Genomic DNA, 21159 nt, shown 5'->3' with positions numbered 1-21159 from the left:
CATTGAGTGGCAACATTCATGTCGAAATTCAAGCCGGAATATTAATCTGCCGCCTGAGGTTATCGAGCATTATCGCCGTAGCAATGCCTACATTCAACGATTCGGCCTCTCCTACCCTGGGAATTGTGATCTTATTGGTCACGAACTTTTCAACTGCATTCCCGATCCCATTGGACTCGTTGCCCATTACAATGTAGCCGCCTGCTGGCGAAAACTTGAAATCATAAAGTGATTCTCCGCCCAAAAAAGCGCCTATAACAGGCTTATCAGCAGCGTTCTCCGTTATGTAGGAAGTTAAATTTGTGTAAAACAGGCTTACTCTGGTAAATGATCCTTTGCTGGCGGCAATCACTTTCGGATTATAAACATCTGTCGTATCATTGGAACAAATGATCTTTTTGATGCCATACCAATCGGCAATCCTGATAATTGAACCCAGATTTCCCGGGTCGCGAACGTCGTCCAGAACGAGCACATATTCTGATTTGTCAGGAGACAAAAAATCATTCTGCTTCGTTTTAACAACAGCCAGGCAGGAATCATTGGTTTGAAAAGAACCCAGTCCTTCCAATTCCTGCAAGGTTACGGTTTCTGTAATTGTGTTATGCCTGCTTAAAATACTTGCGTATTTTTGTTCAAATTCCTGTGTTGTTAACACAAACTCAATGGTAAAATCAGAATCGAGCAATTCCAGCACACTCTTGGCCCCTTCCACAATGAAAGACTGGTGAAGTTGCCGGTACTTTTTGATTTTAAGCGAGTTAATATACTTTATACGATTTTTTGACAGCATTGAATATCAATTCTAAGATTACATATAGCTGGTATTTCTTCCTGATTTTTGTAGGGTTATCGTCTTGCGCACGCCGCCCCGACTCCCAATCCAAGAGCTATTATCTTGGCAACTCTTCCATTAAAGGAAACCAGGTCATCAACGACTCCGAACTCGAAGCATTAATTCCGCAAAAACCCAACAGACGCCTTCTGGGCTTGCCTTTTTTCCCCTACGTTGGCCTTTACCGCTTTGGTGAGCTGTTTTACAACCGCGAGGAAAAACAGCGGAAAGTAATTGAAATCACACAAAAATATCAAAATGAATCCCGCTTAAACGAAAATTCTCCGCGCAAGCTCGAAAAGATTCAGCGGCGTTATGCCAAAAAGCTCGAAAAAGCGCAGACGCGAGTGGATGAGGGAAATTTCTGGATGCGGGTTTTGGGAGAAGCGCCCGTGTATTTCATTCCGGGCGAGGTTGTCCAGAATGCTGAAAAAATGCAGAAATATCTTTATAACAATGGTTTTTTTGAAGCCGCCGTTAGCCATTCTACGGATACGACATTCAACAGGATCAGGGTGAATTACTATGTCGCGGAAAAACGCCCAACAATGATCCGCGACATTGAATATCAGGTGCGTAACAATATGGCGGACAGCATTATTAATTCAAATAATAAAAATCCGGCACTGCTTCCCAAAAAGCGCTATGATGGGGATTCATTTGAAGAAGAACGGATCAGGATCGAAACATTGCTCCGGAACCAGGGTTATCTCGGTTTTTCGCGTCAGAATATTTCTTATTTAATTAATGACACCATTACCAATGTGCCTACTGACAGCTTTTTTAAGTCTGTGGATGTGAAAGTTCGGGTCGATATGCCGGCAACGATCAAGAATGGAGATCGCTATAAAATCAATTCGGTGCACTTTGAAGTGCTGCCACCGGCCGGCTCAGCGGATTCACTTTATGTGAAAAAAGACACAGTTAATTTTCGCGGGATTCATTATACATTTTCGGACAAAAGGTTCGCTACCAGAATTTTAGATAGTAAAATCCAGGTCCGGCCCGGCGCAATTTACAGTCAGCAAAAAGAGCGGGACACGCAGCAGCAGCTCTCTCTGACCGATCAGTTCAGGTTTGTCAATTACACTTACACCCTGGATTCAACGGGACATGGGATTAATAGTTATTTCAAGGTGATCCCGCTGGAAAAATACCAGATTTCAACGGATATTGGTTTGAATGTGATCCAGCTTCAAGGCGCGCCGGGACCATTTGCCAATCTTTCTTACAAGATCCGCAATGTGTTTAACGGGTTGGAGAATTTTGAGGCCAACCTGCGCGGCGGGATTGAGCTCGTTCCAGGGTTTTTGGGCAACAGTTCCATTTATCGCAGTGAAGAAATTGGCCTGAACACTTCCCTCACTTTCCCGAGGTTACTAACGCCCGCAAATCTGCTGCAAAAGCAAACTGCCAGCTATAACCCACGTACGCAGGTTGGATTAGGTTATAATTATGTGAACAGGCCGGAATACACGCGGACGAATGTCAAAATTGCGACAACATATTCATGGCAGCCAACGAATAAAACATTGTTCAACTTATCGCTCGTTGACCTTAACATTCTGAACACCCAAAATACCCGCAAGGACTTTCAGGATTTGCTGGATACACTTAAAAGTCAGGGGAATAATCTCTATAACAGCTTTTTAAGGTCATTTGTATCAGACATTAATTTCAATTTTACCTACAATACCAATGCATTAATGGGCCCGCAAAAGAAGGCACATTATTTCCGGGTGGCTTTGGAATCAGGGGGAACGTCTTTGAACATTTTTCCAAATCAGAAAAAATTAATCAGAGGGGTTTTTGGCGACAGCAAGAACAGCAAAGACAGTCTGCAATTTTATAAATACATCCGCTGGAATGCTGATTACCGCCGTTACTGGCCGGCAGGAAGGCGTTCCGCATTCGTGGCAAGGGTAAATACTGGCGCGATTTACAGTTATGGAGACAACAAAGTCCCGCCATATGAAAAGTATTTCTTTGCCGGCGGCTCAAACAGCCTTCGCGCCTGGCTGCCACGCCGCTTAGGACCAGGACGTTCGGAACCCAAGAGAACTGCAACTGGCCTGACCATTGAATCTCCGGGCGAACTGCTTTTGGAAGGAAATCTGGAATGGAGGGGTTTTCTGGCTAAATTTTTCGGAGACATTAACTACGCTTTATTTATAGATGCAGGCAATGTCTGGAATCTGGGAAATACTGCAACGGACTCGCAGAAGTTTGAGCCTGATAAACTTTTACGCGACATAGCCGTCGGAACCGGTTTTGGTATCCGCTATGACCTTTCATTTTTTATACTTCGTTTCGATTTCGGGATCAAGGTCTATGATCCTGCATTGCAGCGATTTGTCTTGCATGAGCTCGAATTTAACCGACTTTTTAACCGGACCCAGTCGAATTTCCTGAACATTAACCTGGGCGTTGGCTATCCGTTCTGATCTTGTGCCTTCCTCTTTCGCTGTATGACAGTTTGTCAGTTTTTAGCGAATTCTTTCTATATTTGTGTTTGTGAAACCTGGATTAAACCATCTGTTGCAGACAGGTTTTTCAATTTATATGCATTAAAATACCTTCCATGGAACATAGGATTGCGGAGACTTTGAAAATATTGACTGCGGAGGACAAAGTTGCCTGTGAAACCGTCCGTATTTCAGAAAACGAGCCAGCATTAAATAAAAAAAGGCTTTTTATAGAAAGTTACGGATGCCAGATGAATTTTGCAGATAGCGAAATCGTAGCGTCTGTCATGCGTGAAGCCGGTTTTGCCACCACTTCCGATGTTGAAAATGCGGATTTGATATTTTTAAATACCTGCGCCATCAGAGATAATGCTGAACAACGCGTCAGGACGAGGTTAAGGCAGCTTAATGTCATAAAAAAGAAAAAACCAGGCACCTTAATAGGGGTTTTGGGCTGTATGGCAGAACGCTTGAAGGCGAAGTTGCTGGATGAAGAAAAAATGGTCGACATTGTCACCGGCCCGGACGCTTACCGCGATCTGCCACGTTTGGTGGAAGAAGCGGAAACAGGTCAGAAAGCCGTCAATGTGTTTTTATCAAGAGAAGAAACTTACGCGGACATTTCACCTATCCGTTTGAATTCCAACGGTGTTACTGCATTGGTTTCCATCATGCGCGGCTGTGACAATATGTGCAGCTTTTGTGTAGTGCCTATGACTCGTGGCCGCGAGCGCAGTCGTGATCCTTTCTCGATTTTGAAGGAAGCACAGGATCTGTTCAATGATGGTTATAAAGAAGTTACGCTGCTTGGCCAGAATGTGGACAGCTATAAATGGCAGGGACCTAATAGCGTCACTGGAATTTCCACAAATGTCGAAAATGGTGCATTGCAGACACAAGTGAACTTTGCGCAGCTGCTCGAAATGGTCGCGCAGATCAGCCCGGAATTGCGGGTAAGGTTCAGCACTTCGCATCCCAAAGACATTACGGATGAAGTGCTTTATACCATTAAAAAGTACGATAACATTTGCAAATACATTCACTTACCGGCCCAGCATGGCAACAGCCGCGTGCTGGAAATGATGAACCGGACTTATGACCGTGACTGGTATCTTGAACGAATTGACAGCATCCGCAGGATTTTGGGTGATGATTGTGCGATTTCCCACGATATGATCGCAGGATTTTGCAGTGAAACCGAGGAAGAACATTTGGATTCGCTGTCATTGCTCGAATATGTGCGTTTTGATTTCGGCTATATGTTCGCTTATTCCGAACGTCCCGGAACGCTTGCAGCCAAGAAATATCCGGACGACATTCCGGCCGACATTAAGCAGCGTCGCCTTGCAGAAATCATTGATATACAACAAAGAATTTCCCTCGAACGCAATCAGAAACTGATCGGCACAGTGCAAAAAGTGTTGGTTGAAAACACTTCTAAAAGGTCTGTGGACGATTTTACAGGACGCAGTGACCAGAACAAAAGAGTCATATTCCCCCGCGAAAATTTCAAAGTGGGCGATTATGTCGACGTTTTAATTACAGACACAACCGCTGCGACGCTTCGCGGTTATGCGGTTGAAAAAGTACCCGTTTCATGAATCCAGCTGAAATACAAGCAATAAAGAACCGTTTTGGAATTATCGGCACGTCGCCGGGGCTGAACCACGCGATCAACGTCGCTGTGCAGGTTGCTGCCACCGACCTTACCGTGCTCATAACCGGCGAGAGCGGCAGCGGAAAAGAGTCTTTTTCCAAAATTATACACAGCCTGAGCTCACGCAAACACGGGCCGTTTATCGCTATTAACTGCGGTGCAATTCCGGAAGGGACCATTGATTCGGAGCTTTTCGGGCATGAAAAGGGTGCGTTTACAGGTGCATTGGATTCAAGAAAAGGATATTTTGAAACAACCAATACAGGAACGATTTTCCTGGATGAAGTCGGAGAAATGCCACTGGGAACGCAGGCAAGGCTTTTACGTGTTTTGGAGAATGGCGAATATATCCGCGTAGGTTCTTCCAAAGTCCTGAAAACCAATGTGCGTGTTGTAGCGGCGACTAATGTGAATTTGCTGGATGCTGTGAACAATGGTAAATTCCGCGAAGACCTTTACTATCGTCTGAATACCGTGCCCATTTATGTTCCGCCGTTGCGGGATCGCGAGGAAGATATCTTGCTGCTTTTCAGGAAGTTTACCAATGATTTTTCTGAAAGATACAGGACAAAACCAGTGCGATTGGATTCAGAAGCTCGTGCTTTGCTGATGCAATATGCTTTTCCCGGAAACATTCGTCAGCTTAAAAACATTGCCGAGCAGATCACGATCCTGGAAACGGATAAAGAACTGCCAATTTCGCGTGAGACATTAAACAATTACCTGAACCCCGTTCAACCTGCGGGCAGAAAGGCGCTGATCACTTTACGTTCCGGCGAAGATCCGGCCGGCAGTTCGTTTTCCGAGCGGGAATTGCTTTATAAGGTGCTGTTCGATATGCGCCGGGACATGACGGAGCTTAAAAAGCTGGTCCGTAATGTTTTGGAAAATGAAAAATACGGAGGCGAAATCCTGAAAGATCACCAGGAGCTTTTCAGCTCACTGAACACGGCCGAGCCCGCAACACATTCCCACACGCCTACCCTCGAACCCGCACGCCTGCTCTCACCTGTGCCTTCGCGCACGGTGGATCTGGACAGATATTCCGACGAAAGAAGTGAAATTGAAGACGTGATGCACGTAACGGCCGAGGAAGAATCCTTATCCCTGGAAGACAAAGAGAAGGAAATGATCATCAAGGCGTTACGGAAAAACAATAATAAACGAAAATACGCGGCAAGTGCATTGGGCATATCGGAACGGACGTTATACAGAAAAATTAAGCAGTATGACATTGAAGAATAGAATAAAAAGCGTTTCCACAATGCGCGTTTCGATGAACACCAAAAGGTTACTAACGCTCTTTTTTGTCCTGCATTGCTCCATTTTCATGTCGGGCTGCGGCGTTTATTCTTTTACCGGAACCAACTTGTCGCCTGATATCAAGACATTCAGCGTGCTCAATTTTACGATGGGAACGGCCGGTGGACCTTCGGATCTGCCGCAGAGACTTACGGAAGAATTAAAGGAATATTTCCAGCGAAATACGAGCTTACTCAGCCAGCCCGGCGGCGGTGACCTGGTTTTGGAAGGCTCTATCACAGGTTACGACGTACTCGCAGCCGCCCCTACTGCGAACGACCAGGCCGGTTTGAACCGTTTGAATGTCACCGTTCAGGTTCGTTATACCAATGCAAAAGACGAAACGAAGAATTTTGACCAGTCTTTTACTTACTATGCCGACTTCCCTCAGGATCAAACGCTTAACCAAAATGAAGCGCGTCTTTTGCCGACGATCCGGGAAAATCTGGTGCAGCAGATCTTCAATAAATCTGCCGCGGACTGGTAGAAAATGATCCTTTTGCATAACTTCATTTTTTATTCCAAATTTTAAGGTCAATATGTCCATCATTGAAAAGGAAGCTTTCAGCAATCTGGTCAGGCATCCGCACGCAGCAGGCACGGAGGTGATCGAAGCGCTTGAAGCGACAATTAAGGCATTTCCTTACTGCCAGATTTCCTATTCTTTATTGGCAAAAGCGTCCAGCATCGCCGGAACAGAGAAACTCGACGAAACCCGCCCGCGCGCAGCCGCTTACGCGTTGAGCCGCGTTGCATTGCAGCAGTTAGTCGAAAGTGACACAGAGCGTTACGACGCGACGGTCAACATTGATGAAGTGATCGAGGCGCAGGAAAAATCGGTTCCACAAAACGGCGAGGATATCCTGATCAGCATTGTGGAGCAGGAAACGGTTGTCATCCCCAATCTCAGGTCGGAGGAGCAGAAAAGGCAGCAGCAGATCATTGAGGGTTTCATGAAAAAGAACCCGCGCATAATCCGCCAGGAGAACAACCTCGAACCTGTCGCCGTAGATGTGAGTGGCAGAGTGGCAGAGTCCGGTGCGGGAAGCATTGAGACCGAAGCTTTTGCAAAAATTTTGGTTCGACAAGGCAAAATTGAGAAGGCAATTGACCTCTACCAAAAATTGATCTTGAAAAAACCAGAAAAAAGGAATTACTTTGCGAAAAAATTAAGCGAGTTATATCGTATGAACTGAAAATTGGGCGTAACAAAAATATTCACTCATTCAGTCATTAATAATTCGCTCATTATCAATTTGTCATTTATCATTATTAATATTTATAAAGCATGTATTTGGGTTTAATTATCTTAGTTGCGATCATCGCTGTTCTGTTGATCCTGGTTGTTTTGGTACAAAATTCAAAAGGAGGAGGACTTTCCAGCGAGTTTAGCGGAGCAGGAACTACCCAAATGTTTGGTGTTAAAAAGACAACCGATTTATTGGAACAAATCACCTGGGGACTTGCAGGCGCTGTTATTCTGATTTCCCTGGCTTCATACATTATCGTTGGCGGAACCGCACAAACTGGCGGCATCAACAGTGTCAATGTCGATAAAGCTCAAAATACTGTAATCCCTGGCGGAAACATTGCACCGGCACCAGCGCCCGGAGCGGCGGCTCCTGCGGGAAGCGAAGCAACGACGCCTGCTGCTACACCAGCAGCACCAGCGGACAGCTCGAAATAAAATATTTAAGACATTAAAAAAGGCTCATGATTTGCATCTTGAGCCTTTTTTGTGTTCGGACAAGTTCAATTAAGCAATGTTCATTTGCTTTAAAATCAGCTTCTTGGCAACAGGCAAAAGCGCCTCATGCAAGGGATAATCGTATTTTGATTCAACAATATAAGTAGCAGGATTAGGCAGGGATTTGTTCTTTCTGGTAAGATCAACTTTGATCTGCGAAACCGTATTTCCCAACCCAATCCGGACCGTATCCACGAAAGTCGTTTTTAAATAGCGTTCCCTCATTTCATTATAGAGCGCCAGCTGATATTCAAACACACTGACCAGCGGTTGGAATGTGTGTAAAAAAAGCAGATAACCTTCTTCCAGCCTTAGCGGCACAATGCCCACAGGCGATATTTTAATGTTCTCCCCCACTTCACTGAAACGCTCGGCACCGTGCTCCAAAGCGCGTGAAAAACGTGGAATGGCAAAATCCAGGATATAATTCAGTTCTTCCAGATAAGGATCGTCGTGATGCGTTTCTTCGTATTCCAGCTTCCATGTCTTCAAGTTCACCCCTGTGACATTTTTCGGAAAAGAGGTTTTGATCTCGCTTTTGGTGGCGCGGATATGAATGCAGGAATCGAAATGGAATTGCAGATCTGGCAGATGCGGGTGAAGCTTATTGAGTGTGAACTGGCTGTCAATGTGCTGTAAATAGGCTTGCAAGACATATTTTTTGTACTCAAAATCGAAAATTCCTTCTGTTAACCAGTTTTTTTGGAGGTTTGTCATGGGATTCTAAATTTGGTGCCGATAAAATGTAAGCATTTCCATTCGCTAAACAATTCCTATGCCGAACATGACAATATAATTGCTTCTAATAATTATATAACGGCAGGGTTAGGTACAAATTTGTCACACTTGCCGGAAAAAATGTCAGCCAGAACTTGCTGGCATAGATTGTGCTTACTTGTTTCAGTCAAATCTATTACTGACAATCAAAAAACAAACGTTTAATATTTATGTCAACTTTAGCAGAAATACAAGTGAACGTACAACCTCTGGCTGATCGTGTTCTTGTAGAACCAGCCCCAGCCGAAGAAAAAACAGCATTTGGTATCATTATCCCTGATACTGCAAAGGAAAAACCTCAACGTGGAACTGTAGTAGCAGTAGGCCCGGGTAAAAAAGACGAGCCGATGACCGTTAAGGTAGGTGACACCGTATTATACGGAAAATATTCAGGGACTGAATTGGCGTATGAAGGCAAAGATGTGCTGATCATGCGTGAGTCTGACATTTATGCTATCATTGCTTAATTGTCATTAATTCCAATAAATAATTTCAATCAAGAAAATCAAAACGATTAATTAGTATGTCTAAGAAAATATTCTTCGATACCGAAGCTCGTGATAAAATTAAGCGCGGTGTTGATACATTGGCTGACGCCGTTAAAGTAACATTAGGGCCACGTGGTCGTAACGTAGTTATCGATAAAAAATTCGGATCGCCTAGCATCACAAAAGATGGTGTGACGGTTGCAAAAGAAATCGATCTGAAAGACCCTATCGAAAACATGGGTGCTCAGTTGGTGAAAGAAGTTGCTTCTAAAACTGCTGATTCTGCAGGTGATGGTACAACAACTGCAACTGTTTTGGCTCAGGCTATTTACTCAATCGGTGTTAAAAACGTAGCTGCTGGTGCAAATCCAATGGATTTGAAACGTGGTATCGACAAAGCCGTTGCTGTCATCACTAAAAACCTTGAAGCACAGAAAAAAGTAATTTCTACTTCAAAAGAAATCGCTCAGGTTGCAACAATCTCTGCTAACCATGACGAAGAAATCGGTCAGATGATTGCTGAGGCGATGGAAAAAGTAGGAAAAGAAGGTGTTATCACTGTTGAAGAAGCACGCGGAACGGAAACAGAAGTTAAAACTGTGGAAGGTATGCAGTTTGACCGTGGTTACCTGTCTCCATATTTTGTAACAAATACTGAGAAAATGGAAGCTGATCTTGAGCGTCCATATATCTTGATTTCTGAGAAGAAAGTTTCTTCAATGAAAGAATTGCTTCCAGTTCTTGAAGCAGTTGCTCAAACGGGTCGTCCTTTGCTTATTTTAGCAGAAGATGTTGACGGAGAAGCACTTGCTACATTGGTAGTAAACAAAATCCGTGGCGCCTTGAAAGTGGCTGCTGTAAAAGCTCCTGGTTTTGGTGACCGTCGTAAAGCAATGCTTGAAGACATCGCGATCATCACTGGCGGAACAGTTATCTCTGAAGAGCGTGGTTTCAAATTGGAAAACGCAACTTTGGAATATCTTGGATCTTGCGAAAAAGCAATTATCGACAAAGACAACACAACTTTGGTAAATGGTGCAGGTAACTCTGAAGACATTCAGGGCCGTGTAAACCAGATCAAAGCGCAGATCGAAAATACAACTTCTGATTACGATCGCGAAAAACTTCAGGAACGCCTTGCTAAATTGTCAGGTGGTGTAGCTATCCTTTACATCGGAGCTGCAACTGAGGTTGAAATGAAAGAGAAAAAAGACCGTGTTGACGATGCATTGCACGCAACTCGTGCAGCTGTTGAAGAAGGTATCGTAGCTGGTGGTGGTGTTGCTTACATTCGTGCAACTGCTGCTTTGGAAGGCTTCACTGGAAACAACGAAGACGAAACAACGGGTATCAATATCATCCGCGTGGCTTTGGAAGCTCCTTTGAGAACAATCGTTTCTAACTCAGGCCAGGAGCCTTCAGTAGTTGTTGCGAAAGTGAAAGAAGGAACTGGCGCTTACGGTTACAACGCGAAGGACAATGTTTACACAGACCTTTTGGAAGCTGGTATCATTGACCCGAAAAAAGTATCCCGTCTTGCGCTTGAAAACGCAGCATCGATCGCAGGTCTGTTGTTGACAACAGAATGTGTAATCGCTGACGAGCCAGAAGAAGCTCCTGCAGGTGGCGGTCACAGCCACGGCGGCGGAATGGGCGGAATGATGTAATTCATCCCCTTTCGGATATATAGTAAAAGCCGCTCAGGAAACTGGGCGGCTTTTATTTTTGCAAAATTTAATGCTAAGATCAGGATTGCATAAAGCCGTCTTGCATCACTAATCTCCGATCCGCCATTGCTGCCAAATCCTCATTATGCGTGACAATGACAAATGTCTGCCCAAACTCATCCCGCAGCTTGAAAAACAACTGATGCAATTCCAATGCATTATGTGAATCCAGGTTACCACTTGGTTCATCGGCGAGCACAATAGACGGCTTGTTCAAAAGTGCCCTTGCGACGGCAACACGCTGCTGTTCACCACCCGAAAGCTGCGAGGGCAAGTGATTCGCCCTGTCTTTTAATCCAAGCATATCCAGCAATTCTTTTCCCCTGTCCAGAATGTCCTTCTCATTCATTGTGCCATTGATATAACCGGGCATACAGGCATTTTCCAATGCAGTAAACTCCGCAAGCAGGTTATGGAATTGAAAAATGAAGCCTATTTTCTCGTTGCGGAAACGGGCCAGGTCCTTTTCTTTTTGCGTAAAAACATTGACATCCTCGATGAAAACCTGCCCTTGCTCCGGCCTGTCTAATGTGCCTAAAATATGAAGAAACGTGCTTTTTCCTGCACCGGAAGGGCCTACAATCGCAACAACCTCACCCTGCTCCACTTCCAGATCAATCCCCTTCAACACTTGTAAAGAACCATATGTGCGCCTGATCCCGCTCGCCCGCAGTAAATTCATATCGAAGAAAGATAATTGGACTGAAACCTACGCCCGTTTTGATTAATTCCTTAATTTGCCGTGAAAATACCAATTTACTTTTATACTCATGAATATTCACGAATATCAAGGCAAAAGCGTTCTTAAAAAATACGGTGTGCGTATTCAGGAAGGGCTCGTAGCCGACACTCCGGACAAGGCAGTTGAAGTTGCGCGTGAGCTTAGCCAGCAGACTGGTACCAAATGGTATGTAGTAAAATCCCAGATCCACGCAGGTGGTCGTGGAAAAGGCCGCATCGTTGGAACAGAACAACGTGGCGTTGCCCTTGCGAAATCTGTTGAAGATGTACGCACCATATCCAATAACATTTTGGGAAAAGTGCTGGTTACACACCAGACTGGTCCTGATGGAAAGCGTGTTAACAAAGTGCTTATTGCCGAAGACGTGTATTATCCAGGACCAAGCGAGCCGAAAGAATATTATCTTTCGATCCTCCTTGACCGTGGCAGAAACTGTAATGTGATCATGGCCAGCACCGAAGGCGGTATGGACATTGAAGAAGTGGCAGAGCACACGCCTGAGAAGATCATGAAAGAGTGGATTGATCCAAAAGTAGGCTTGCAGCCATTCCAGGCGCGTAAAGTTGCTTTTGCTTTGGGCCTTGAAGGTGATGCGTTCAAAGAAATGGTGAAATTCATCACTTCTCTTTACAAAGCATACATTGAGAGTGATTCAGCGATGTTCGAAATCAATCCGGTTTTAAAAACATCTGACAATAAAATTCTTGCCGTTGACGCGAAAGTTGACTTGGATGACAATGCATTATACCGTCACCCAGAACTGGCAGAAATGCGTGATACGAACGAAGAGGATCCTTTGGAAGTTGAAGCAGGCGCAAATAACCTGAACTATGTAAAACTGGACGGAAACGTAGGTTGCATGGTGAATGGTGCTGGTCTTGCTATGGCTACGATGGACCTTATCAAGCTTTCAGGCGGCGAGCCGGCTAACTTCCTGGATGTTGGGGGTGGCGCAAACGCACGCACCGTAGAAGCAGGTTTCCGTATCATTCTGAAAGACCCTAATGTAAAGGCAATCCTGATCAATATCTTCGGCGGAATCGTTCGTTGCGACCGCGTTGCAGCTGGGGTTGTGGAAGCTTACAAAGCAATCGGAGAAATTCCAGTTCCTATCATTGTTCGTCTGCAAGGAACGAATGCAGAAGAAGGAGCAAGAATCATTAATGAGTCTGGCTTGAAAGTTTCTTCGGCGATTGAGTTTAAAGAAGCTGCTGCTAAGGTTTCTGAGGTTCTGGCTGAGCTGGGGGTTTAAGAAGACTGTAAAATAAAATTGCAAAAGGAAGCCTTACCGGGCTTCCTTTTTTTATACGCCTGTCACCCTGAGCGTACCGGGCGGCCGAAGGGGGGCGCTATCACCTAGGTAGTAACGCTCCACCTCCCTTGTCACCCTGAGCGTAGTCGAAGGGGCGTTATCACCTAGGAGTAACGCCCTTCGACCGCCCGGCGGCCCGGTCCGCTCAGGGTGACAGGCGTTTTGGCCTAGCCCAACAACACCCACAACAACATCACCACTCCAAAACTTACCACCCCCTGCAACCCCGTCAAAATCGTGTGCGTCCGATAAGTATCCCTTGCTGAAATCCCCGTAAACTGCGATACGACCCAGAACCAGGCATCATTCGTGTGCGAAACGATCATGGCGCCGCTCCCCACTGCCATGACTACTAATGTGATTTGGATGGGTGTGATGAAGCCTAGTGATGCTAGTAACGGCGCCAGAATGCTGGTTGTGAGCACCATCGCAGATGTAGTTGAGCCTTGTGCTGTTTTGAAGAATGCGGCGATCAGGAAGGCGATGAAAAGTAAATACGCACCGGACATTTCGTTGTGCAGGAGCCATTCGCTGACCATGTCTTTTAATGTTGTTTCTTTCAGAATAGCGCCGAAAGCGCCTCCGGCTCCTACCAGCACCAATGTTGTCCCACAATGTTCGATGCCACTTTTGAAGCATGCCATCATTCTTTCTGCTGCATATTCGGGGAAAAGGGAATAGCTGAAAAAGATGGCCAGGAGAAATGATATCAACGGACTTCCGAAAAACCCCAGCCATTTTGTCCAGATTTCCGGGAAGTTCAGAATCCTTGCAAATGATGCCAGCGTAATGAGGATTATGGGCAAAAGGATCGGCATGAATGCTTTCCAGGCGGGTGGCAATCTGCTTTCGTGAATGATCACTGGCGGCTCGACGGTTGAGTTTTCAGTAATCGCCACATTTCTTGCAAACTTTTCGGCAAACCAGGTTGAGAGGAAAAGACTTGGTATGGAGACGATCAAGCCTATTAAAATGACCAACCCCACAGAATCTGCAATGCCCAGGTTTCCTGCTGCGGATAATGGTCCGGGTGTTGGCGGAACCAATGTATGCGTGGCGAAAAGTCCACCTGATAAGGATAATGCAATGGTTCCCAATGGTTTTCCGGTTCGTTTTGCAACGATCTGATTCAGCTTGTGCAGAATAATAAATCCCGAATCGCAAAAAACCGGAATTCCGACAATGCCGCCGATTACTGCCATTGCAAAAGCCGGGCGTTTTTCACCGAACAATTTTAATATCACATCCGCCACCTTGATCGCAGCACCGGATTTATCCAAAATGGCACCGATCACACAGCCCAAAATGACCATTAACCCGATTTTCGACATTAATTCCCCGAAACCTTTGCCGATCGTTTCAGCGAGTTTATCAATGGGCAGGCCTGCAAAAACGCCAACGCCTATCGCTGCCAAAAGCAAGCCCACCAGCGGATGCATTTTAAGCACTGTAGAACTCAATACAATGAAAACAACGGCTGCAAGAACAATGAATATGATCATCGGATGTCTGGTTTTACAGCAATTTCATAACAGCCTCATCACCCATCACTGCATTCTTGGGTCGTGGATGCGCCGCATTGAAGACTTCCAGATCTTTTTGTTCAAGCAGTTTTGAAGGAGTTTCGTCAATTTTACCTTGCGAATCGGTGACAGCTTTTAGATCGAGCCCAAGCTGTTTGGCCATGAATACGTACATAGCATTCCTTTTTGAAGGGCCATAATCATGCTTTTCGTCAGGCAAATGCACATTTTCAACCAGATCTTTCTTGCCATATAAGGCGTAAATGTTCTGAATGAAAGGAAATTCGACATTGGGCGTGTTTTTGGTCCAGTCGCCACCGTCGGATACAAGGAGCATCGGGCGCGGTGCTGTTAGTGAGGCTATTTCAACATTATTGGTTTGGTAATCACTTTTTTTATGGATTGGGAGGCCGCTTTCGCACACGCACCCACCAAAGAAATAAGCTGAAACCATTACGACGGGCGCAGTCACCTTAACACGGTTATCCAATGCTGCCAGCAGAAAAGTCTGCGTTCCCCCACCCGATTCACCTGTAACTGCAATTCTTTCCGGGTCGATGCCTGGTTGTGCCATTAAAAAATCCAGTGCCCTGACTGCATTAATCGTTTGCAATTTGAGCGCTTTCGGCATTTTATGCTCACAATATTTCGAATCGCCCTGCCCTACCATATCCAAAACAAAAACCACAGCACCCATGCGTGCGAGCGTTGCACAGCGTTTTTGGGTTTGTTCCCGAAACCTGCCGTGCGGATTTTCACCATGCCCGTGCGGACAAAGAATGCCTGCGTAAGACGTCTGCTTTTTTAATGGTTTATATAAATTCCCCGTCACATAAATGCCCGGCATGCTTTCAAAAGCAACATTTTCGATCGAATAACCATCCATTTCCTTTCTGCTGTGAATGATGGGCTTGGAGGTTGGCTTGGGAGGCATCGTTTGTAAATCCATTCCTTCCCTAAGCTGCTTTCTGATGGCGGCAGCGCGTGTTTCCCATTCCAGTTTGGTTTTGACAGCATGTTTTTCCAAAAACTCCTGTCCCTGCGCTTCGGTAAAATAAGCGCCCTGGCACAACTCGGCTTGCTGCGCAAACAATGTGATAGACATACAGAAAACACTTAACAGGCACATTAAAACAACTTTCATCAGCCAGGCGGAAAGAGAGTGGATAGATTTTTACAAAAGAGGGAACATAGCGCGGGTTACTGTTAAAACGGCATTAAGGAATCGCCACTTTAATGTATCCTTTCAAAATGTGCGCTTCCAGTTTCCTGACCATTCCTTTGTATTCACCATCAATCTGGAAATGTGCTTCCTTGTCAGGACATTCGATGGTCGCCTGCTCAACGGAGATGACGCGCATGATTTCCGGATTAAAGTCCGTGCTTCCGGCGAGGATTTTTGCCGTTTCTATGAAATCCAGTTTTTTGGCAATAACAAGCTCAAAAAAACCGTCGGACATATTTCCGGTGGGGTTAATGGTGACGCCTGTGCCATATTTCTGTGCATTGGCAATGATCACAATAAGCGCTTCTGTTTCAATCACTTCGTCGGCGGTAGTGATTCTGACCAGAAAATTTTCATGTTCGCTTAATGTTTTCAGCATTTCACGTGCATAGCCCAATTTCCCGCGCGTGTCGCTGCTTTCATAATTTTTAACCAATAATGCATTAAGCCCGATGTCACTCAAATGCAGACTGATCTCGTTATTGATACACACCGCATCAATCCCCACAATATTTTCACCAAATGCCACCTCAACGGCCTCGGCAATAGAGCCGGTGACACCGAAATCCATCGCCAGTCCATTCGCAGAACCCACCGGAATAATGCCCATCACAACATCCGAACCCTGCACGGCCTCGGCCGTCAGCGAAATAGTGCCGTCACCACCTGCAACCAGCACACGCTCAGGCTGAATGTTAACGACCATTTCCCTGATCGTTTCCAGATCTTGCTCGCCGGTTGTGGTATAAATGCGTAAATCATAACCCTTTGCCGCGGCCGTTTCAATTACTTCTTCAAAAACCACATCCTTGTTCACATCGCCGGATATGGGATTTACAACCAACAAAACTTTTCGTTCTGAAAACATATTGTCTAAATTAGGGACTTCAAGTGTACGGGGATAAAGATAGTTATGAAACGTTGCGACATAAAATTGTACCGTGGATATGCCAATAAAAATGAGCTGGTGGTGTTTGGGCATATCGTCAAAAAATATCCCTCAGGTGATCGAAAATATACAAGAAGCGGGTTCAGATACGCCCGGACGATCATTGAGCTCTTTTCTGTTAAGGCCATTCCATTTTTAAAAGTTGTACTCAGTGTGGGCAATATTACGGCCGAAGCAACGGCCGAGGCGGATGGATACTTCCGTTTTCAGGTGCCGCTTACGGAGCCGATGCCCAGCGGCTGGCATCAATATGAAGTTACCGTTGACGATGAGTTGAATGGAAAACGATATCAGGGAAGCGCGCAGGAAGAATTTTTTCTGCCGTACAAAAGCTCCTATGGCATCATTTCCGACATTGACGACACCTTCCTGATCTCTCACAGTCGACGTTCCTTCCGGAAGCTGTTTGTATTGTTATCCAAAAATGTACAGGCGCGAAAGCCGTTCGACGACGTTGTCAAACATTATCAGCTGCTCTCGTTCGCAAGCCGTACGCATCCGCATAAGGACAGCAATATTTTCTTCTATGTGTCGAGCAGCGAATGGAATCTGTATGATATGATCGTCCGCTTTGCAGAGCTTAACGGTCTGCCGAAAGCTGTTTTGAAGCTCAGGACGATCAAGTCAGGGCTGGACGATTTCGTGACAACGGGCGGCGGGTCGCATGACCATAAGCTGCGCAAGATCCATAACATTATCAACTTCTATCCCGAGCTGCAATTTATCCTGTTGGGGGATGATTCTCAGAAAGATCCGGAAATTTATGAAGAGATCTGCCGGGACTTTTCGGCCAACATCCGTGCGGTTTACATCCGGCAAACCAGGCGAAGGGCTAAACCCGAGACGCTTTTGAATATGAAAAACATTCAGGAACTTGGCATTGATGTATGTTATTTTGCGCACAGTAACAAAGCCATTATTCATTCCCTCGACACTGGAATTGTGTTTCAGCCTCCCATTGAGGCCATTGCGCCCATTATCGAATCAAAAGATCTCCTGCAATGAAAAAAATCCTGATTATTGAGGACGATCGCCGGATTGCCCAGAATATTTTTCGCGGACTGGCCTCTGAAAATATCGAAGCGGAAATTGCCCACGACGGCATTACCGGAAAGCAAATGGCCCTGGACAAAAAATTTGACCTTGTGTTGCTGGACGTAAATTTGCCCGGAATGAATGGTCACGATGTTTGCCAGCAGATCAGGATTTACAAGCCTTCGCTGCCCATCATTATGCTTACGGCTTACGGAGAAATTGAGGATAAACTGGAAGGCCTGGGACGCGGAGCGGATGATTATATCGTTAAGCCTTTTGATTTCAGGGAGTTACTGGCAAGAATTAACGCAGCATTGCGCGTTTCCGACCTGATTAATCCGGAAACTACGGACAAAGTGCTGCGTATCGCAGATCTTGAAATGAACCTGGGAACCAAGCAGGTAAGCCGCGGCGGCAACATGATCGACCTTACCGCCAAGGAATTCGCCTTACTGGAATATTTTCTTTTGCACAGAGGAAGAGTTGTTTCCAAAATGGATCTTGCCGAACACGTATGGCACCTTAATTTCGATCCGGGAACGAATGTTGTTGAAGTGTATATCAATTACTTACGCAAAAAAGTAGATAAGGACTTCGCTACCAAACTGATTCACACACGTCCCGGCATGGGCTACATTATGAAGGAAGAATGACATTGAAAATTAAAGATCGCATTGCTTTTCAATTCACGCTTCTCGTGGCGGCGATCTTGCTATTGTTTTCAATCACCATTTACAGCGTTTCCGAACATTACCGGCAGGAAGAATTTTACGACCGCCTGAAAAGCCGCGCCCGCACCACTTGCCGGCTGCTGGTAAAGGTTAAAGGAATTGACAAACATTTGCTGAAAGCCATTGACCAAAATACGCTTTCAGAAATGCTGGACGAGAAAGTGCTGATTTTCAACGCTGATAATGAGCTGATCTATTCGAGTGTGGATGACAAGCTTCTCTCTTATAAGGCGTCGCTGCTGGATGAAGTCCGCCAGAAAGATTATATGGAATTTCATGAAGGCGAGAGCGAAGTGATCGGCCTTTTGTATGAAGAACAAAGTGAGCCGCTGATTGTGCTGGCCTCTGCGTATGATACTTTTGGGCATAGCAAACTGACCAATTTGCGCGAAACACTCGGCTGGGGACTTCTGGCCGGCATTGCGGTTACGGTTGGGCTGGGAATCTATTTTGCAGGAAATGCATTGCGGCCGATCAGCAGGATCAATCATGAAGTTTCGCTCATTACTGCCCAGAATCTTTCTCAAAAACTCGACGAAGGCAATCGCAAAGATGAAATTGCGCAGCTCGCTATTAATTTCAACACGGTGCTTGTACGGCTTCACAATGCATTTGAACAGCAAAAAAGCTTTGTTTCCCATGCTTCCCATGAGTTGCGAACGCCCTTAGCGGCCCTCAAATCTGAAATTCAGCTGGGCCAGAGATTTAACAAAAACAATCCCGACCTTGACGAAGTCTTTGCCAACCTCTTTTCCGACACTGAAAGACTTATAAGCATTACCAATAACCTGCTGTTCCTGGCGCGTTCCTACGAGCATTCTGGACAGCTGAAAATGGCCCCTATCCATATTGAAGATCTGGCATTTGCGGCTAAGGAGGAATTGTTATCAATCAATCCGGATTACCATGTTGAAATTGATTATGAAAACATTCCCGAGGATGAAAATCAGACGGTTATCGAAGGAAATGAGGAGTTATTAAAAAGAGTTTTTTCCAATTTGCTGGATAATGCGTGTAAATATTCTGCGGATCATCAAGCCAAAATCCTGATCTCGTCCGACGATAAATCCTGCATTGTGAAGTTTAAAGACCGTGGCATCGGAATCAGCCCGGAGGATATGCCCCATATCTTCAATCCTTTTTACCGGTCATCGGATGCAACGCCTGTTCCCGGCTTTGGAATCGGCCTTTCTATTTGTCAGCGCATAGTCGATCTGCACCATGGAATGATCTCCGTGACCAGCGAGCTGGGTCGTGGAAGCGAGTTTCAGGTGCGTTTAAACCACGTATGAGCCTGATTTGACCATTCTAATTTTTTTCTAACTTTATTTTAAGGCTCCTGTAATACTGGCGTCGGAATATCGCATTATTCTAACACAGAGAACATGCGAACTTATTTCACGACGATCCTCCTATTCCTGGCAGTCCAGCTGCACGCACAGGACACATTGAGGCTTTCGATCAAGCAGGCCGACAGCCTTTTTCTTCAAAATAACCTTGAAATTCTAGCCGAAAAATATCAGATCGATATTGCCAAATCTATTGAAATCCAGGACAAGCTTTGGAATAACCCCACTTTTGGCGTCGAGATCAGCGCTTATAATCCTTCGCGAGGGTTTCTGGACGTAGGGAATAAGGGCCAGAAAGCATTCACCATTCAGCAGCTCATTACGCGCGCAGGCAAACGCAATAAGCAGGTGGCATTGGATGTGGAATCAACCCGGAAAAGCGAATATCAGTTTTTTGATCTTATCAGAACATTAAAATTTGACCTGCGCCAGATCTTTTTTGAATCCTATTATCTGGAACAGACCATTGCGTTATATGACACCCAAATTGCTTCGCTTAATACAACCGTAAGTGCATTTGATAAAGAATACAATCGCAAAAATATTTCTCTCAAAGAAGTTGTCCGTCTCAAAGCCCTCCTCTTTCAATTAACCAATGATCGTGCAGACATTTTGTTTGAACTGCATGATAACCAGCGTGATCTGCGCACATTACTAAATGCCGACCGGCCTGTAAAGTCAATTGTAGATTCAGCAGATGTCCGTCGTTATCAGCTCAACCAATATAATGCGGAAGCGTTGAAAGCCAAAGCGATGGAAAGCCGCGCCGACCTTAAAGTCTCGCAATCGGAAGTGAAACAGGCTGAATTGAACTACACGCTCCAAAAAGCATTGGCAGTGCCCAACATTCAGCTTGGCGCGGTGTACGATCAGGCGAGTAATTATGTAAACAACTATGTGGGCATTTCGGCAACGATGGACCTCCCTTTTTTCAACAGGAACCAGGGCAACATTAAGGCTGCCAAAAGTAATATCAGTTATTTCAAAACGGTGGAAACGGCCAAAGCGAACAGCATTAACAACCAGGTTGAGGCTGCATTGCAAAAGGTTAATGTGGCTGAAGAAGCTTATCAAGGCGTCGAAAGCCAGTTTTCAGATCAATTCCAGCTCCTTAGCAAAGGGGTTTACGATAATTTTCAAAAAAGGAACATTACCCTCCTCGAATTCATCGATTTTATAGAGACCTACAACGAGAGCATTAAGGAATTTAACCGCCTCCAAGCCGACCGCATCAAGGTTTACGAAGAACTCAATTTCGTAGTCGGCGAAGAACTTTTCAACTAATCGAATTTATC

At 45.3% G+C, this 21159-nt stretch carries 19 protein-coding genes; 13 read left to right on the top strand and 6 right to left on the bottom strand.

The window, feature by feature from the left end; translation table 11 throughout:
• Positions 1 to 28 precede the first annotated feature (28 nt).
• Entirely contained in the window at positions 29 to 793 is a 765-nt protein-coding gene (locus L0659_RS02595) for an RNA methyltransferase (RefSeq protein WP_235124033.1), read from the bottom strand.
• Here L0659_RS02595 and L0659_RS02590 point away from each other — a divergent pair.
• The 6 genes from L0659_RS02590 (at position 793) to secG (ending at position 7946) form a co-directional block, all read left to right on the top strand.
• Positions 793 to 3279, top strand: coding sequence for a BamA/TamA family outer membrane protein (locus tag L0659_RS02590; RefSeq protein WP_235124031.1), 2487 nt, complete (start codon positions 793 to 795; stop codon positions 3277 to 3279). The two genes, L0659_RS02595 and L0659_RS02590, sit on opposite strands and share 1 nt — an antisense overlap.
• Before the next feature lie 137 nt (positions 3280 to 3416).
• Complete coding sequence (gene miaB, locus L0659_RS02585) at positions 3417 to 4901, top strand: tRNA (N6-isopentenyl adenosine(37)-C2)-methylthiotransferase MiaB (RefSeq protein ID WP_235124029.1); 1485 nt, start codon at positions 3417 to 3419, stop codon at positions 4899 to 4901.
• The gene (locus L0659_RS02580) at positions 4898 to 6202 is read left to right on the top strand and encodes a sigma-54-dependent Fis family transcriptional regulator (RefSeq protein ID WP_235124028.1); all 1305 of its coding nucleotides are present in this window, start codon (positions 4898 to 4900) and stop codon (positions 6200 to 6202) included. The genes miaB and L0659_RS02580 overlap by 4 nt, the downstream gene beginning before the upstream one ends.
• Complete coding sequence (locus L0659_RS02575) at positions 6186 to 6746, top strand: LptE family protein (RefSeq protein ID WP_235124027.1); 561 nt, start codon at positions 6186 to 6188, stop codon at positions 6744 to 6746. The genes L0659_RS02580 and L0659_RS02575 overlap by 17 nt, the downstream gene beginning before the upstream one ends.
• A gap of 52 nt (positions 6747 to 6798) precedes the next feature.
• Positions 6799 to 7455 (top strand): hypothetical protein, encoded by a 657-nt coding sequence (locus L0659_RS02570; protein WP_235124026.1) that lies wholly within the window; start codon positions 6799 to 6801, stop codon positions 7453 to 7455.
• A 92-nt stretch (positions 7456 to 7547) separates the two neighbouring features.
• Positions 7548 to 7946, top strand: a complete 399-nt coding sequence (gene secG, locus L0659_RS02565) for a preprotein translocase subunit SecG (RefSeq protein WP_235124025.1) — start codon at positions 7548 to 7550, stop codon at positions 7944 to 7946.
• 69 nt (positions 7947 to 8015) lie between these two features.
• Here the strand turns inward: secG and L0659_RS02560 are convergent, their stop codons facing one another.
• Positions 8016 to 8723, bottom strand: a complete 708-nt coding sequence (locus tag L0659_RS02560; RefSeq protein ID WP_235124024.1) for a hypothetical protein — start codon at positions 8721 to 8723, stop codon at positions 8016 to 8018.
• Positions 8724 to 8953: 230 nt separating this feature from the next.
• On the opposite strand from L0659_RS02560, the gene groES reads away from it, so the two are divergent.
• Positions 8954 to 9250: a co-chaperone GroES gene (groES, locus tag L0659_RS02555; RefSeq protein ID WP_235124023.1), complete on the top strand. Its 297-nt coding sequence runs from the start codon at positions 8954 to 8956 to the stop codon at positions 9248 to 9250.
• Positions 9251 to 9306: 56 nt separating this feature from the next.
• Positions 9307 to 10938, top strand: a complete 1632-nt coding sequence (gene groL, locus L0659_RS02550; RefSeq protein ID WP_235124022.1) for a chaperonin GroEL — start codon at positions 9307 to 9309, stop codon at positions 10936 to 10938.
• A gap of 79 nt (positions 10939 to 11017) precedes the next feature.
• Here the strand turns inward: groL and L0659_RS02545 are convergent, their stop codons facing one another.
• Positions 11018 to 11680: an ABC transporter ATP-binding protein gene (locus L0659_RS02545; protein ID WP_235124020.1), complete on the bottom strand. Its 663-nt coding sequence runs from the start codon at positions 11678 to 11680 to the stop codon at positions 11018 to 11020.
• 88 nt (positions 11681 to 11768) lie between these two features.
• Between L0659_RS02545 and sucC the strand changes: the two genes are divergently transcribed.
• A complete protein-coding gene (gene sucC / locus L0659_RS02540) occupies positions 11769 to 12992 on the top strand; it encodes an ADP-forming succinate--CoA ligase subunit beta (protein WP_026628290.1) in 1224 nt (407 codons plus the stop codon).
• A gap of 227 nt (positions 12993 to 13219) precedes the next feature.
• Here the strand turns inward: sucC and L0659_RS02535 are convergent, their stop codons facing one another.
• The 3 genes from L0659_RS02535 to L0659_RS02525 form a co-directional block, all read right to left on the bottom strand.
• Positions 13220 to 14554 (bottom strand): GntP family permease, encoded by a 1335-nt coding sequence (locus L0659_RS02535; protein WP_235124019.1) that lies wholly within the window; start codon positions 14552 to 14554, stop codon positions 13220 to 13222.
• Positions 14555 to 14567: 13 nt separating this feature from the next.
• The gene (locus tag L0659_RS02530; RefSeq protein WP_235124018.1) at positions 14568 to 15680 is read right to left on the bottom strand and encodes a S9 family peptidase; all 1113 of its coding nucleotides are present in this window, start codon (positions 15678 to 15680) and stop codon (positions 14568 to 14570) included.
• A gap of 112 nt (positions 15681 to 15792) precedes the next feature.
• On the bottom strand, positions 15793 to 16668 hold the full coding sequence (locus L0659_RS02525; protein WP_235124017.1) for a diacylglycerol kinase family protein: 876 nt from the start codon (positions 16666 to 16668) through the stop codon (positions 15793 to 15795).
• A gap of 45 nt (positions 16669 to 16713) precedes the next feature.
• On the opposite strand from L0659_RS02525, the gene L0659_RS02520 reads away from it, so the two are divergent.
• The 4 genes from L0659_RS02520 (at position 16714) to L0659_RS02505 (ending at position 21148) form a co-directional block, all read left to right on the top strand.
• A complete protein-coding gene (locus L0659_RS02520; RefSeq protein ID WP_235124016.1) occupies positions 16714 to 17754 on the top strand; it encodes an App1 family protein in 1041 nt (346 codons plus the stop codon).
• Positions 17751 to 18437 (top strand): response regulator transcription factor, encoded by a 687-nt coding sequence (locus L0659_RS02515; protein ID WP_235124015.1) that lies wholly within the window; start codon positions 17751 to 17753, stop codon positions 18435 to 18437. Before L0659_RS02520 ends, L0659_RS02515 begins: the two co-directional genes overlap by 4 nt.
• A gap of 2 nt (positions 18438 to 18439) precedes the next feature.
• A complete protein-coding gene (locus tag L0659_RS02510) occupies positions 18440 to 19807 on the top strand; it encodes a HAMP domain-containing sensor histidine kinase (RefSeq protein ID WP_235125232.1) in 1368 nt (455 codons plus the stop codon).
• 93 nt (positions 19808 to 19900) lie between these two features.
• Positions 19901 to 21148 (top strand): TolC family protein, encoded by a 1248-nt coding sequence (locus L0659_RS02505; protein WP_235124014.1) that lies wholly within the window; start codon positions 19901 to 19903, stop codon positions 21146 to 21148.
• Positions 21149 to 21159 lie beyond the last annotated feature (11 nt).

It is taken from the genome of Dyadobacter sp. CY347, assembly GCF_021502655.1.
Lineage (GTDB): Bacteria > Bacteroidota > Bacteroidia > Cytophagales > Spirosomataceae > Dyadobacter.
The sequence above is the reverse complement of the archived record's forward strand: the minus strand, read 5'-3'. Positions and strand labels throughout refer to the sequence as shown.

Coding starts and splice junctions, on each gene's coding strand:
- groES (WP_235124023.1), top strand. CDS start 8,954: ATGTCAACTTTAGCAGAAATACAAGTGAACGTACAACCTCTGGCTGAT.
- L0659_RS02535 (WP_235124019.1), bottom strand. CDS start 14,554: ATGATCATATTCATTGTTCTTGCAGCCGTTGTTTTCATTGTATTGAGT.
- L0659_RS02515 (WP_235124015.1), top strand. CDS start 17,751: ATGAAAAAAATCCTGATTATTGAGGACGATCGCCGGATTGCCCAGAAT.
- L0659_RS02560 (WP_235124024.1), bottom strand. CDS start 8,723: ATGACAAACCTCCAAAAAAACTGGTTAACAGAAGGAATTTTCGATTTT.
- secG (WP_235124025.1), top strand. CDS start 7,548: ATGTATTTGGGTTTAATTATCTTAGTTGCGATCATCGCTGTTCTGTTG.
- L0659_RS02580 (WP_235124028.1), top strand. CDS start 4,898: ATGAATCCAGCTGAAATACAAGCAATAAAGAACCGTTTTGGAATTATC.
- L0659_RS02525 (WP_235124017.1), bottom strand. CDS start 16,668: ATGTTTTCAGAACGAAAAGTTTTGTTGGTTGTAAATCCCATATCCGGC.
- L0659_RS02595 (WP_235124033.1), bottom strand. CDS start 793: ATGCTGTCAAAAAATCGTATAAAGTATATTAACTCGCTTAAAATCAAA.
- L0659_RS02505 (WP_235124014.1), top strand. CDS start 19,901: ATGCGAACTTATTTCACGACGATCCTCCTATTCCTGGCAGTCCAGCTG.
- miaB (WP_235124029.1), top strand. CDS start 3,417: ATGGAACATAGGATTGCGGAGACTTTGAAAATATTGACTGCGGAGGAC.
- L0659_RS02520 (WP_235124016.1), top strand. CDS start 16,714: ATGAAACGTTGCGACATAAAATTGTACCGTGGATATGCCAATAAAAAT.
- L0659_RS02570 (WP_235124026.1), top strand. CDS start 6,799: ATGTCCATCATTGAAAAGGAAGCTTTCAGCAATCTGGTCAGGCATCCG.
- groL (WP_235124022.1), top strand. CDS start 9,307: ATGTCTAAGAAAATATTCTTCGATACCGAAGCTCGTGATAAAATTAAG.
- L0659_RS02530 (WP_235124018.1), bottom strand. CDS start 15,680: ATGTCTATCACATTGTTTGCGCAGCAAGCCGAGTTGTGCCAGGGCGCT.
- L0659_RS02545 (WP_235124020.1), bottom strand. CDS start 11,680: ATGAATTTACTGCGGGCGAGCGGGATCAGGCGCACATATGGTTCTTTA.
- sucC (WP_026628290.1), top strand. CDS start 11,769: ATGAATATTCACGAATATCAAGGCAAAAGCGTTCTTAAAAAATACGGT.
- L0659_RS02575 (WP_235124027.1), top strand. CDS start 6,186: ATGACATTGAAGAATAGAATAAAAAGCGTTTCCACAATGCGCGTTTCG.